The sequence below is a fragment of the Streptomyces sp. NPDC029466 genome (assembly GCF_055574515.1).
In genome coordinates, this window is the sequence record NZ_JBVHZH010000021.1 from 23,799 (window position 1) to 36,172 (window position 12,374).

The following is a 12,374-nucleotide window of genomic DNA, read 5'->3' on the forward strand; positions in this document are numbered from 1 at the left end:
CCGGGGAGCACCTATGCCCATCACCGCCATCGCCACCATCCGCCGGGCCGCCGCCGCAGCTCTCCTCGTCACCGCCACCCTGGCCCTGACCGCCGGCTGCCACGACGGCGGCGGCGCCAAGGCCGGGGACTCCGCCACGGCCGTCTCGCCGGCTCCCGTCCCGCCCTCGGCGCACGACGACGGCGAGCCGCCCACCGGCCCGGACGGCAGGGCCGCCTGCACCCCCGAGATGCTCAAGTTCCAGGCCGGCGCGATGCCGCGGCGGGCGCACCGCATGCTGCTGACGGTCACCAACTTCTCCGACCGGCCCTGCACGTTCGCCGCCCAGCCCTTCCCCCTGCTGCACTTCGGCGACGACCGGCTGGCCCCGCTCCCGGCGATCGGGGCCAGCGAACCGCCGGCCGTGGTCACGCTGGCGCCCAACCGGACCGCGTACGCCCTGATCACCACCTCCGCCGCCCACGGGCCGGACGGCACGCACCACCGGGCCAGGAAGGTCTCCCAGTTCGGCGTCGCCCTGTCGGCCCGGGCCACCCCCACCCAGGTCGGTCTGGACGGCCGCGCCCCGGTCCATGTCGACCCGCACACCGCCCGGGTCACGTACTGGCAGTCGAGCCTGGCGGCCACCCGGAAGTGGTGACGCCCGGACGCGTCCCGCGCTCCGGTGCCCGCGGCGGTAGGCCGTTCGGGTCGCATCCGGCCATATCCGCCGGACCTCCGCTCCCCAAAGATCCAACTTTGCCGCCAATGATCCTTTTGCACTGCTGCGGCATGGCTGCGCCCGGTGCCGCTCGCCCGGTAGGCTTTCCGTGTGATCTTCAAGCGCATCGGAAACGGCCGGCCGTACCCGGACCACGGCCGGGAGAGCACCCGCCAGTGGGCGGACGTCGCCCCGCGCCCGGTACGCCTCGACCAGTTGGTGACGACCAAGCAGCAGCTCGATCTCGAAACGCTGCTCGCCGAGGACTCGACGTTCTACGGCGACCTCTTCGCGCATGTCGTGAAGTGGGAGGGCGACCTCTATCTGGAGGACGGGCTGCACCGCGCGGTGCGCGCGGCCCTTCAGCAGCGCCAGGTGCTGCACGCCCGCGTGCTCGAACTGGACTGAAGCCCCGGCCGGCGTCGACCGACAGGCCGGAAATCGCCTTCAACCGCCCGTCACCACCCAACCCACCCTGTCCGAATTGACCCTTTTGGGTTGGGTCTCGCACGACGCGTTGATCATCTAGTAGGCACGGACCTCCGCCCGCACTACGCTGCGCCCATGAGCATGCTGACGCCCCCAGGCATGGGCGGTAGGAAGTACCGCATCACGGGCGACAGGTATCCGCGGATGCGCCGTCCGCGCCACCGTCGCCGGATCGTTCTCACCCTCGTCGCCGTCGGCTGCGCCCTCGGCCTGGCCGGCTGGGGCACCCTGCAGCTCATCGACGTCTTCGGTGGCCGGACCGGTACCGCCCACGCCGCCCCGGACAAACAGCACTGCCGGGACGGCGCCAAAACGGCGGCCGCCCAGGCGAAGACCGCCGCCCGGAAGCTGCCCGCGCCCAAGACCCTGACGGTCAATGTCTTCAACGCCACCCCGCGCTCCGGGCTCGCCAAGCGCACCGCCGACGAACTCCAGAAGCGCGGCTTCAAGATCGGCAAGGTGGGCAACGCCCCCGCGGCCTACGACAAGAAGATCAAGGGCGCCGGGATACTGCTCGGCCCCAAGGCGGCCGACGGACCGCTGAAGGTGCTCGCCACCCAGCTCGCCGGCGCCCAGCAGAAGACCGACGACCGCAAGGGCGCCGAGCTCGACCTGATCATCGGCGACACCTTCAAGGCGCTGGCCACCCAGCAGGCCGCGACCAAGTCCCTCTCCCTGCTGACCCATCCGTCCCCGGCCCCCGCCGCCGACGCCAAGTGCTGACCGCATGAGCACATGAGCAAGGGCCCTGCACCAACCCGTGGTGCAGGGCCCGAACAATGATCAGGTGGGAAGGGCGGGTCCGGTCAGCCGGCCGTGCCGTACATCCGGTCGCCCGCGTCGCCGAGGCCCGGCACGATGTAGCGGTCCTCGTTCAGCCGCTCGTCGACCGCCGCGGTGACCACCGTCACCGGCGTCCCGGCCAGCTCCTTCTCCATGACCTCGACGCCTTCCGGCGCGGCCAGCAGGCAGATCGCGGTGACATCGTCCGCACCGCGCTTGATCAGCTCACGGATCGCCGCGACCAGCGTGCCGCCGGTGGCGAGCATCGGGTCGACGACGTAGACCTGACGGCCCGAGAGGTCGTCGGGCATCCGCGTGGCGTAGGTGTGCGCCTCGTAGGTCTCCTCGTTGCGGACCATGCCCATGAAGCCGACCTCGGCGGTGGGCAGCAGCCGGACCATGCCGTCCAGCATGCCCAGACCGGCCCGCAGGATCGGCACGACCAGGGGGCGCGGGTGCGAGAGCCGCACTCCGGTGGTCGCCGTCACCGGGGTCTGGATGTCGACCTGCTCGGTGCGCACATCGCGGGTGGCCTCGTACGCGAGCAGGGTGACCAGCTCGTCGGCGAGCCGCCGGAACGTGGGGGAGTCGGTGCGCTTGTCGCGCAGAGTGGTGAGTTTGTGCGCCACCAGCGGGTGGTCGACGACGTGGATCCGCATGACATCGACAGTAACCGAGCCGGAAGGCCCCGGAGCCCGCCGTGCAGTCCTCGGCGGAAGCCCGCGGCCGCGCGAGGTGGCCGGCATCAAACCACTGAAAGGAGGGAAAGGGGGCACGTACGCCCGATTGGCCGTTCCGTCCTCGGGCGAGGAGCTCGCCCGAGGTGGTGTGCGTGTGCCCGACCGTAAGCGGACCGATGACACGAACGACGCCGTCTCCGGTAGTCAGGGCCCGTCCCCGGACGCCGGGAACGAAGCGGCGCGCCGACGGCGCCGTGCACAATTTCTGCGGGAACTGCACGAGGCCAAGGCCTTGCGGGACCGCGTCCAGCCGCGCCGCGCGCGGGCCGAGCGGATGCGCCAGGCCGTGCGGATGCGCACATTCCGCTGGTAGCGGAGCCCTTTGCGCCGGTAGCGGAACGCCTTCACGCCCCGGCTCGCGCTGCGGCACGTGAGCGACATCTCTCACAACCTCCGCACGACGCAGCGCCGAAGACCCCGCGCGAGCGCGTTGTTTCTGCCACGATTCCGAAGGGGCGGGACCAACGGCGTGCAGCGCCGCCCCGCCCGGCCCGGCACGCCTATGACCAGTGGGAGAGTCACGGTGTACTTCGCCGCACTGCTCGCGCGCACCGAAGACGGGTGGGAAGCGAGCGATACGGAGCTCGACGATGTGGAGACGCTGACCGATCTGGCCGATCTGGCCCGAGAGGCGGCAGTCGACGACGACACGGTGGTGGCCTTTATCGAGCAGGAGGACGCCTGGTTCGGCGTCGTCCGGGTGGATGGCGAGGAGGACCCACGGGTCTTCCTCTCCAACGCCGCCATCGCCGCCAGAAGCTCGTATGGCGCCATGCTGACCGACGAGCTGCTCGGCCGCGACGAGGACGACGCGACCGACGACCTCGACAGCCTCGACCTGGACGGCACGGAGGACGGCGAACCCGAATCGGACAACAACGTGGAGGACGACCCCCTGGAGGCGGTGAACGGCTCGGACGGGCCGCCGCACGGTCCGCTCGGCGATGCCGCCCTGCTGGCCGACCTGGGGGTCAGCGAGAAGGAACTGCTGGCCCTCGACGGTGATGCGCTGAGCACCATCGCGGACTCGCTGGGCTGCACGGAAGTCCTCGAAGCCGTGCGCTGAGCGGGCCCGGCCGGGCTCCTGCCCCGGGGGCCCGCGGGCCCCGCCCCGGTCACGTCCCCGACACTGGGGACATGACCGTCCCCCCATCCGCCTCTCTTCCCTCCCCCGCGCCGGACCCGCTGCGCGATCCCTGGACCGCGCCGATGCGGCAGGCGCTGGGCGAGGCCGCCCGCGCCCCCGGGACCGGTGATGTCCCGGTGGGCGCCGTCGTGCTGTCCGCGGACGGCACGGTCCTCGGCACCGGCCACAACGAACGCGAGGCCACCGGCGACCCGACCGCCCACGCCGAGATCCTCGCGCTGCGCGCGGCCGCCCACACGGTCGGAGAGTGGCGGCTGACGGACTGCACGCTGGTCGTCACCCTCGAACCGTGCACGATGTGCGCCGGGGCGATCGTGCTCTCCCGGATCGACCGGGTCGTCTACGGCGCCCGCGACGCCAAGGCCGGGGCGGCCGGCTCCCTCTGGGACGTCATCCGTGACCGGCGCCTCAACCACCGGCCCGAAGTCATCACCGGCGTCCTCGAAGCCGAGTGCGCGGCCCTGCTCACCGACTTCTTCCGCGAGCGCTGACCGGCGTCCGGAGCCCGCGGCGGCCGCCGCCAGGAATCCGATTTCGGCGCACGGCCACCCTTGGGCTAAGCTCTCTCTCGGTAGCGTGTCCGAGCGGCCGAAGGAGCGCGCCTCGAAAGCGCGTGAGGGGGCAACTCCTCCGTGGGTTCAAATCCCACCGCTACCGCTCAGAGGGCGAAGGCCCCGATCCCCACCAGGATCGGGGCCTTCGTCATGTCCGGGGGCCGCGACGGCGACGGGGCAGGTTCCGCGCCCGGGACCGCCGCAAAAAAGCGGCGCGCCCGCGGGGACGGGCGCGCCGCTGGGCCGGGGTGGCCGGCCGGCTTCTACTGGGCGTTACGCCTGCTGCGCGAGCGGACGAAGCGCACGAGCAGCCAGATCGCCAGGATCACCAGTGCCAGGAAGACGACGAACAGCACGATCAGCACGATGCCGAGCTTCTTGAAGAAGCTGCCCTTCTTCTTCGCCTTCTTCTTCCACTTCGACACCTTGGACTTGGAGACCGTCGTGAAGTGCGGCGCGTGGTGTGCCCGGTGGTGGCGGTACGACACGGGCTGCGCGGGAGCGGCGGCGAGCCGTACGGAGGCGTCGGCGCCCCGGCTCGGTGCGCTCGCTGCGGCGGCCGGCCGGGCGGTGTCCCCCGCGCCGCGGCCGGCCGCGGCGGCCGGTGCGACGGCCGCGGCCAGCAGACCGGCCAGCAGCGCCAGCACGACGGCCGGCCGCCGCCGGGTCAGGGGCGAGCGGGCGCCGCTCCGGGCGGGCCGGGTGGCTCGGTGCGATGAATCGGGCGCGGGTGAGGCGGAGTTCATGGGCATCTTCGATTCCCCCTTGGGACGAGCGTCCCGCCATTATGTGCCGCGGCCCGGCGCCTGTCGCCGTACACGACGGGAGCCCCGCCGCCGGCCGTTTCCTGGGTTCCCCCGTGGTGACCAGGGGCGGCTCGACGACAGGGCTCCTATCCAGGGGGAGCGGCGTCCGCGGACGGCCGCATCCTCCGAGGAGGACCACACCTCGAGTCCACGCCATCGCCCGGGGGGCGGTCGTGGCGTGAACCCCGCAGCGAGGCTCCGGTCCAGGGGCCGGGAATTCCTGCCAGATCCACCGGCCCACGTCTCTCAGGGTGCCTCCCCGGAGCCGTCCCAACAGGCAGGCGAAGGGCCCCCTTTGGTGGGCCTTTGGTCCATAAAGTCCGTATCAGTGCCGGGCAGGAGAGGACGCACTCGGCCCGCGACCTCGGCTCCCGAGATCGAACACCTGTGGTTACACTCGCCCGACTGCAACCGGGAAGTGCAGGCACTGCCGTAGGGGCCTGCGTAGGGGAGACGGGACTGATGGCGCAGGCGAAGAAGATCGCGTTGTACATGATCATTGTCTTCGTGCTGTACACGATCATCACCTCCCCGCAGCGGGCCGCCGAAATGGTGCAGATAGGCTTCGAGGGCATCTCGTCCGCCGCTCAGGGCGTCGGCGAGTTCATGACCCAGCTGATCAAGTAGGGACCGCCCGCCCCGGCCGGCGAACCCTGGGGGCCGCCCGCGACCGGGCCGGCCCACGGTCGGCCGGCACCCCAGCCCCGGCCCAGCCCGCCCGACGACCGGACCGGCTGCGCCCCGTCCGCCGCACGGAGGCTCCCGTGATCCGCCACCTGGTCCTGTTCAAGCTCAATGAAGGTGTCTCCCGCGACGAGGAGCGGGTGCAGGCCGGCGTCCGCGCGTTCGCGGCACTGGAGGGCGAGATTCCGGAGCTGGCGTTCTGGGAGTGCGCCTGGAACATCACCGACCGGCCGATCGCCTACGACTTCGCGATCAACTCGGCGGTGGCCGACAAGGACGCCCTCAAGCGCTATATCGAGCACCCGGCCCACCAGGCGGCCGCTGCCCAGTGGCGTGAATTCGCCACCTGGGTGATCGCCGACTACGAATTCTGAGCCGCGGCACTCCCCCGGCCCGCTCCGCCGAGCCCCTCGCCCCCCGTGGGCGGGGGGCTTTGTCGTACCCCGGCCCCGACCGCCACCCACCCGTCCCACGCCACCCCGCAGCCACTCAACTCTCTGTTCAACACGGCGTTATGAGGTGCTTGCACACAGTGCACATGTCTTGTGATGCTATGACCGCTTTTGCCGGATACATGCACTGTGAAGGGTGGCGTGACCGTGACGGCCCGTACTGCGCCCAAGGCTCCATCCCGCGAGAGCCGAAGCGCGGACACGCGGGCGCTCACGCAGGTGCTGTTCGCGGAGCTGACGGACCTCGAACCCGGAACCCCGGAGCACACCCGGGTCCGCGCCGCACTGATCGAGGCCAATCTGCCGCTGGTCCGCTATGCCGCGGCGCGTTTCCGCAGCCGCAATGAGCCGATGGAGGACGTCATCCAGGTCGGCACCATCGGCCTGATCAATGCGATCGACCGGTTCGATCCGGACCGGGGCGTCCAGTTCCCCACCTTCGCGATGCCTACCGTCGTCGGCGAGATCAAACGCTACTTTCGAGACAATGTCCGCACGGTCCATGTGCCACGCCGCCTCCACGAGCTGTGGGTCCAGGTCAACGGCGCGACCGAGGATCTGACGGTGCTGCACGGCCGCTCCCCCACCACCGCCGAGATCGCCGAGCGACTGAAGATCGGCGAGGACGAGGTACTGGCCTGCCTGGAGGCGGGTCGCTCGTATCACGCCACCTCACTGGAGGCCGCGCAGGAGGGCGACGGCCTGCCCGGCCTGCTCGACCGCCTCGGATACGAGGACCCGGAGCTGGCCGGCGTCGAGCACCGGGACCTCGTACGGCACCTGCTGGTCCAGCTGCCGGAGCGCGAGCAGCGGATCCTTCTGCTGCGTTACTACAGCAATCTGACGCAGTCACAGATCAGTGCGGAACTAGGGGTGTCGCAGATGCATGTCTCGCGGCTACTGTCGCGGAGCTTCGCCCGGCTGCGATCCGCAAACAGGATCGACGCATAGCCGGGACGGGCGACCCGATCCTGCACAGATATGTCGACATGGCGCTACAGCGTGTTGCCGACATGTGACATTCTGCTGGAACCGCGTTTGCCGCGGTGCTGCCTCCGGTATTCAGGTGGAGGTATCACTCCTCGGTCCACCCCGGTCCGAGGACGCCGCAGCGACCCGACCGCGACCTCAAGGGGGTGGCATGTCCGTAGAACTGGGCAGCTCGAAGGTGCTTCCCGCGATTCCCGCGCCCGCACCGCACGTGCACGACGACGACGCCATCAACACCCGCACGCTCTCCCGCTCCCTGTTCCTGCGGCTGGCCTCGCTCGACAAGGACTGCGCGGAGCGTACGTACGTACGCGACACGCTCATCGAGCTGAACCTCCCGCTGGTCCGCTATGCGGCGGCCCGCTTCCGCAGCCGCAACGAGCCGATGGAGGACATCGTCCAGGTCGGCACGATCGGTCTGATCAAGGCGATCGACCGTTTCGATTGCGAACGCGGCGTGGAATTCCCGACGTTCGCGATGCCCACCGTGGTCGGCGAGATCAAGCGGTTCTTCCGCGACACCTCGTGGTCGGTGCGGGTCCCGCGCCGCCTCCAGGAGCTCCGGCTCGCCCTCACCAAGGCCAGTGACGAGCTCTCCCAGAAGCTGGACCGCTCCCCGACCGTCCCCGAACTGGCCCTGTGCCTGGGGGTGTCGGAGGAGGACGTGGTCGACGGTCTCGCCGTCGGCAACGCCTACACCGCCTCCTCGCTCGACTCCCCCTCCCCCGAGGACGACGGCGGCGAGGGCTCCCTCGCGGACCGCCTCGGCTATGAGGACAGCGCCCTGGAGGGCGTGGAGTACCGCGAGTCCCTCAAGCCGCTGCTGGCCAAACTCCCGGCCCGTGAGCGCCAGATCATCATGCTGCGCTTCTTCGCCAACATGACGCAGTCCCAGATCGGCGAGGAGGTCGGCATCTCCCAGATGCATGTCTCCCGGCTGCTCACCCGCACCCTGGCGCAGCTGCGCGAGGGCCTCATCTCCGACTGAGGAACGGTCCGCCGGGGGGCTTGTACAGCGCTCGTGCCGCTCGGCGGACAGTCACAAGAGGAGCCAGGAGGACGGCGGGGCATCGCGCGGGAGATCCGCGCCCCGGCTGCCCGACAGCCGCAGCCCCGAAAGCGGCAACTCCGCAAGCAGCAACCCCGAATGCCGCAACCCCGAAAGCAGCGACAGAGGCGCACGAGAGCCGTACACGGGCCCATACGCGGACCGTACGCAGCTCGTGGGCCCCTCCGTGCTGTCCGCGCGGAGCGTTGAACGTACCTCGTTGGTCAGGGACTTGATCCGGCCGTGGCCGCCCGTTGGTCGTCCGTGCAGTCAGCCGGCAGACGACACCGACGACACCGACGGCGAGCGGGCCCCCGGATGGTGGTGGCTGTCGACCCGCTGATGACGGCTGCCGACCCGCCCTTCACAAGCCCGGCGTCGCCCGACCCCTGTACATCTGACACTCCGTCAGCAACACTGCCCCGATGCGACGGACGACGACTGTGGCCTCCGCTTCCGCGGCCGTGTTGTGTCTGGGTGTCCTGCTGGCCGGCTGTGGGAGCGCGGCCGGGGCGGGCCGTGCCGCGGTGGGCGCGGCAGGTCCCGGCGACGGCCGGGTGCCGACCCAGGCCGTACCGCCCCGCGACGGCGTCGAGCTGACACCTCTGGAGGGCGACCGGGGCCAGGCGCGGAACGGCGGCAGAGACGGCAGCGGCGGCGGTACGGAGTCCGGCCGGCCCGGCACGGGGGCGTCCGACGGCCCCGGCAAGGGCACGGCAGACGGCTCACGGGCCCCCGGCAGCCCCGGTGCGTCCGGTGCACGGCACGGCTCCTCCGCACCCACCACAGGAGCGCACCCCGGCGACGGCGGCGCCACCACGCCCCCGACGTCACCGGGATCCCCCAACTCCCCTTCGCACCCCGGCGATCCCACCCCGCCGCACGGCACCCCCGCCCCCGAACCGCCCTCCCCCACCCTCCCGGCCGGCCCGGACACCCCCGACGGCCTGCTGATCGGTGTGCCCGGCCGGTCCGGCACCGACGTCCGCTGGTGCGAGCGGGTCACCCTGGAGTTCCTCAACACCGGCGACCGGCCCGTCACCGCCGGCACGGTCACCTTCGGGACACACATCATCGGCGCCCTCGGCATCGACTGGGCCACCCTCCCCTCCACCCACAAGCTGCCGCTGCCGCTGGCGCCGGGGAAGAAGAAGACCGGCATCTGGCGGGTGTGTGTGGATGGCTGGCGGGTGCCGGCGGGCATGCACATCGAGACGAAGGATGTGGCCTTCACCTGGAAGTGAGGCGGCCGGGCGGGGGCGCCGGGGCGCGCGGGGACGTCGGGCCGGGCGGGGCGCCGGGCCGCGCGGCCGGCCGGGCCGCTCCGTTCCCCCGTCGGCCCGGCAACGGGCCTCCTGGATAGCGATGAGTTCCGAGCGGTGCGACGGTCTATAGAGGCACAGACGCAGCCACCGGCCGCGAACCGTCCCAGGGAGCAGACCATGCCCAAGATCACCCCCAACCTCTGGTTCGACACCCAAGGCAAGGAAGCCGCCGAGTTCTACTGCTCGGTGTTCCCGAACTCGAAGATCAACGACATCACCTATTTCAACGAGGCGGGCCCGCGGCCGGCGGGCACCGTCCTGACGGTGGAATTCGAGCTGGACGGCCAGGCGTACACCGCGATCAACGGCGGGCCGGAGTTCACCTTCACCGAGGCGATCTCCCTGATGATCAACTGCGCCGACCAGGAGGAGATCGACTACTACTGGGCCAAGCTCTCCGAGGGCGGCGAAGAGGGGCCCTGCGGCTGGCTGAAGGACAAATACGGGCTGTCCTGGCAGGTGGCGACGGGCGACATGATGGAGCTGCTCAACGACCCGGACCAGGACCGCGCGGTCCGTGCCATGAAGGCCATGCTCGGCATGAAGAAGATCGATGTCGCCGCGATCCGGGCGGCGGCCGACCAGGCGTGAAGCGCCTTCCCGGCCCCTCCCCACGCGTGTCACGGAGCCCCGGGCCGGCCTCGGTCCGGGGCCCGTCGCCGCGCCGCGGCCGCCGCCTCAGGAGCGGCTGGGATTCCGTCCGGTGCGTATCGGGCGCGGGGCGGGGCTGTGGCGTATGTCCACGTCACGCAGGGCCCTGGTGGCCGCGTCCACGGCCGTGAGGGACGCCTCGGCGAAGACGGCCTCATGCGCGTCGGCGTTGGCGCGTACGGCGTGCTCGGCCGTCCGCACCCCGTCCGGCGTCAGCGTGATCATGGTGCTCCGGCCGTCGTCCGGAGAGGGCTCGCGGCGGACGAGGCCGCGCTCCGCGAGGTGGTTGACGACATTGCTGATGCCGCCGGAGGACAGCAGCAGGGCGCGGGCCAGTTCGTTCGGCTTCATACGGTACGGCTCGCCCGCCCGGCGCAGGGCGACCAGGATGTCGAACTCGGCGACGGTCAGGCCGAGTTCGGGCAGCACCCCGCGGGTGGCCTGATCCAGGGCGCGGGCGAGCTGGGCTATGCGCTTCGAGAGCTCCGTCGTCGGGCGGAGCACGTCCGGCAGCTCGGCGTGCCAGGCGTCCATCAGCGCGTCGACGGGGTCAGGGCGCGGTCCGGGTGGTGCGGTCACGTCGGCAGGATAGATCAGCATCATGATAGCTTTCTATAAAGCTTTCTTCCGAACGTGTAGAGGGTGACTTGCCATGGGAATCGAGCGCCACCACTCACCGCGCCTGCTTCTGCGCGGCGGCCTGGTCATCGACACCGCCCCCCACCCCGTCGTCCACCCGCACACCGATGTCCTCGTCGAGGAGGGCCGGATCGCCGCCGTGGGCCGTGGGCTGCCCGTCGACGAGGCCGATACCGGCCTGGAGGTGATCGACGCCCGCGACCTGATCGTGCTGCCGGGCTTCGTCGACACCCACCGGCACGTCTGGCAGGCCGTACTGCGGTCCGCCGCGGTCGACGAGAGCCTCGACAGCTATCTCGGCCGGATCCTCGGCGACCTCTCCGGCCGCTTCACGCCCGCGGATGTGTACACCGGCAATCTCCTCGGCGCGCTGGAGTGCCTGGACACCGGCGTCACCACCGTGCAGGACTTCTCGCACGTCCAGTACACGCCGGAGCACAGCGCGGCCGCCGTCGAGGCGCTGGAGGAGGCCGGTATCCGCGCCGTGTTCGGCTACGGCTACCCCGTCTTCGACGACACCGCCCGGCGGGCCGACTGGGTGCGGCAGGTCCGCAGCCAGTACTTCCCCTCCGGCGAGGCGCTGCTCACGATGGCCCTGGCCCCCGTCGGCCCCTCCTTCGCCCCGCCGGAGACCGTCCGGGAGGACTGGCTGCTCGCCCGCGAACTGGGCCTGCCGATCGCCGTCCATGTGACCGCCGGCCCGGTGGCGATGCGCCCGATCGCCGCACTCCAGGAGCAGGGGCTGCTCACCTCCGGCACCCTCTATGTGCACGGCAATTCCCTGCCCGACTCCGAGCTGCGGCTGATCGCCGAGTCCGGCGGCGCGGTGGCGATCACGCCGGCGATCGAGGCCTCGATGCGCTTCGGCGCACCGATGGCGGGCCGGCTGCGCCGGGCGGGCATCCCGACGGGACTCGGCGCGGACGCGGTCACCTCGGCGCCGGGCGACATGTTCTCCCAGATGCGCGCCGCGCTGATGAGCAGTCACTTCGACGGTGACGGCGACGGCCAGGCCGATGGGCCCACGGTCAAGGCGGCCGATGTGCTGCGGATGGCCACCGCGGAGGGCGCCGAGGCCCTCGGCCTGGCTGACGAGGTGGGCTCACTCGGCATCGGCAAGCGCGCCGACCTCGTCCTGCTGCGCGCCGACGCCCTCAACCTCGCCCCGGTCGCCCACGACCCGATCGGCGCCGTGGTGACCGCCGCCCACCCCGGGAACATCGACACGGTCCTGGTCGACGGCCGCCCGGTCAAACGCGACGGCCAACTGCTGTACGGGGAGCTGGGCAGCGTACTCTCCGAGGCCCACCGTGCAGTCGAACGCCTGGGGGCGTCGAGGTCCTAGCGGAGTCGCAACGGGGCCGTA

General features: G+C 71.3%; 16 protein-coding genes and 1 tRNA gene. 14 read left to right on the forward strand and 3 right to left on the reverse strand.

Annotated features, from left to right (window positions below):
- Positions 1 to 13 precede the first annotated feature (13 nt).
- From ACZ4XD_RS17665 to ACZ4XD_RS17675, 3 genes are all read left to right on the forward strand, one after another.
- Positions 14 to 640 (forward strand): DUF4232 domain-containing protein, encoded by a 627-nt coding sequence (locus tag ACZ4XD_RS17665; protein WP_468043024.1) that lies wholly within the window; start codon positions 14 to 16, stop codon positions 638 to 640.
- A gap of 171 nt (positions 641 to 811) precedes the next feature.
- Positions 812 to 1,108 (forward strand): type II toxin-antitoxin system VapB family antitoxin, encoded by a 297-nt coding sequence (locus ACZ4XD_RS17670; protein WP_006604254.1) that lies wholly within the window; start codon positions 812 to 814, stop codon positions 1,106 to 1,108.
- 156 nt (positions 1,109 to 1,264) lie between these two features.
- Positions 1,265 to 1,912, forward strand: coding sequence for a LytR C-terminal domain-containing protein (locus ACZ4XD_RS17675; RefSeq protein WP_468043026.1), 648 nt, complete (start codon positions 1,265 to 1,267; stop codon positions 1,910 to 1,912).
- Between the two features lie 83 nt (positions 1,913 to 1,995).
- Here the strand turns inward: ACZ4XD_RS17675 and upp are convergent, their stop codons facing one another.
- Positions 1,996 to 2,631: a uracil phosphoribosyltransferase gene (upp, locus tag ACZ4XD_RS17680; protein WP_398828701.1), complete on the reverse strand. Its 636-nt coding sequence runs from the start codon at positions 2,629 to 2,631 to the stop codon at positions 1,996 to 1,998.
- 175 nt (positions 2,632 to 2,806) lie between these two features.
- Between upp and ACZ4XD_RS17685 the strand changes: the two genes are divergently transcribed.
- The 4 genes from ACZ4XD_RS17685 (at position 2,807) to ACZ4XD_RS17700 (ending at position 4,516) form a co-directional block, all read left to right on the forward strand.
- Entirely contained in the window at positions 2,807 to 3,025 is a 219-nt protein-coding gene (locus ACZ4XD_RS17685; protein ID WP_042151782.1) for a hypothetical protein, read from the forward strand.
- Positions 3,026 to 3,235: 210 nt separating this feature from the next.
- Positions 3,236 to 3,778, forward strand: a complete 543-nt coding sequence (locus ACZ4XD_RS17690) for a tRNA adenosine deaminase-associated protein (RefSeq protein ID WP_468043029.1) — start codon at positions 3,236 to 3,238, stop codon at positions 3,776 to 3,778.
- 143 nt (positions 3,779 to 3,921) lie between these two features.
- Positions 3,922 to 4,350 (forward strand): tRNA adenosine(34) deaminase TadA, encoded by a 429-nt coding sequence (tadA, locus tag ACZ4XD_RS17695; RefSeq protein ID WP_468043187.1) that lies wholly within the window; start codon positions 3,922 to 3,924, stop codon positions 4,348 to 4,350.
- A 79-nt stretch (positions 4,351 to 4,429) separates the two neighbouring features.
- Positions 4,430 to 4,516: transfer RNA gene (locus ACZ4XD_RS17700), tRNA-Ser, on the forward strand.
- 160 nt (positions 4,517 to 4,676) lie between these two features.
- On the opposite strand, the gene ACZ4XD_RS17705 is transcribed toward ACZ4XD_RS17700, so the two are convergent.
- Positions 4,677 to 5,165 carry a hypothetical protein gene (locus ACZ4XD_RS17705; protein ID WP_468043031.1) on the reverse strand — a complete coding sequence of 163 codons (489 nt, stop codon included), beginning with the start codon at positions 5,163 to 5,165 and terminating at the stop codon, positions 4,677 to 4,679.
- Positions 5,166 to 5,711: 546 nt separating this feature from the next.
- Here ACZ4XD_RS17705 and ACZ4XD_RS17710 point away from each other — a divergent pair.
- From ACZ4XD_RS17710 to ACZ4XD_RS17735, 6 genes are all read left to right on the forward strand, one after another.
- Positions 5,712 to 5,846 (forward strand): hypothetical protein, encoded by a 135-nt coding sequence (locus ACZ4XD_RS17710; RefSeq protein WP_275451775.1) that lies wholly within the window; start codon positions 5,712 to 5,714, stop codon positions 5,844 to 5,846.
- 137 nt (positions 5,847 to 5,983) lie between these two features.
- On the forward strand, positions 5,984 to 6,277 hold the full coding sequence (locus ACZ4XD_RS17715; RefSeq protein WP_235470507.1) for a Dabb family protein: 294 nt from the start codon (positions 5,984 to 5,986) through the stop codon (positions 6,275 to 6,277).
- A 219-nt stretch (positions 6,278 to 6,496) separates the two neighbouring features.
- A complete protein-coding gene (locus tag ACZ4XD_RS17720) occupies positions 6,497 to 7,306 on the forward strand; it encodes an RNA polymerase sigma factor SigF (protein ID WP_026169670.1) in 810 nt (269 codons plus the stop codon).
- 190 nt (positions 7,307 to 7,496) lie between these two features.
- Positions 7,497 to 8,333 (forward strand): RNA polymerase sigma factor SigF, encoded by an 837-nt coding sequence (locus tag ACZ4XD_RS17725; RefSeq protein ID WP_026169669.1) that lies wholly within the window; start codon positions 7,497 to 7,499, stop codon positions 8,331 to 8,333.
- A 485-nt stretch (positions 8,334 to 8,818) separates the two neighbouring features.
- Positions 8,819 to 9,637: a hypothetical protein gene (locus tag ACZ4XD_RS17730; RefSeq protein WP_468043034.1), complete on the forward strand. Its 819-nt coding sequence runs from the start codon at positions 8,819 to 8,821 to the stop codon at positions 9,635 to 9,637.
- Between the two features lie 198 nt (positions 9,638 to 9,835).
- Entirely contained in the window at positions 9,836 to 10,309 is a 474-nt protein-coding gene (locus ACZ4XD_RS17735) for a VOC family protein (RefSeq protein ID WP_468043036.1), read from the forward strand.
- An 87-nt stretch (positions 10,310 to 10,396) separates the two neighbouring features.
- Here ACZ4XD_RS17735 and ACZ4XD_RS17740 read toward each other — a convergent pair whose 3' ends face one another.
- Positions 10,397 to 10,972, reverse strand: a complete 576-nt coding sequence (locus ACZ4XD_RS17740) for a MarR family winged helix-turn-helix transcriptional regulator (RefSeq protein WP_468043037.1) — start codon at positions 10,970 to 10,972, stop codon at positions 10,397 to 10,399.
- 49 nt (positions 10,973 to 11,021) lie between these two features.
- Between ACZ4XD_RS17740 and ACZ4XD_RS17745 the strand changes: the two genes are divergently transcribed.
- Positions 11,022 to 12,353: an amidohydrolase family protein gene (locus ACZ4XD_RS17745; RefSeq protein WP_468043039.1), complete on the forward strand. Its 1,332-nt coding sequence runs from the start codon at positions 11,022 to 11,024 to the stop codon at positions 12,351 to 12,353.
- The last annotated feature ends 21 nt before the right edge of the window (positions 12,354 to 12,374 follow it).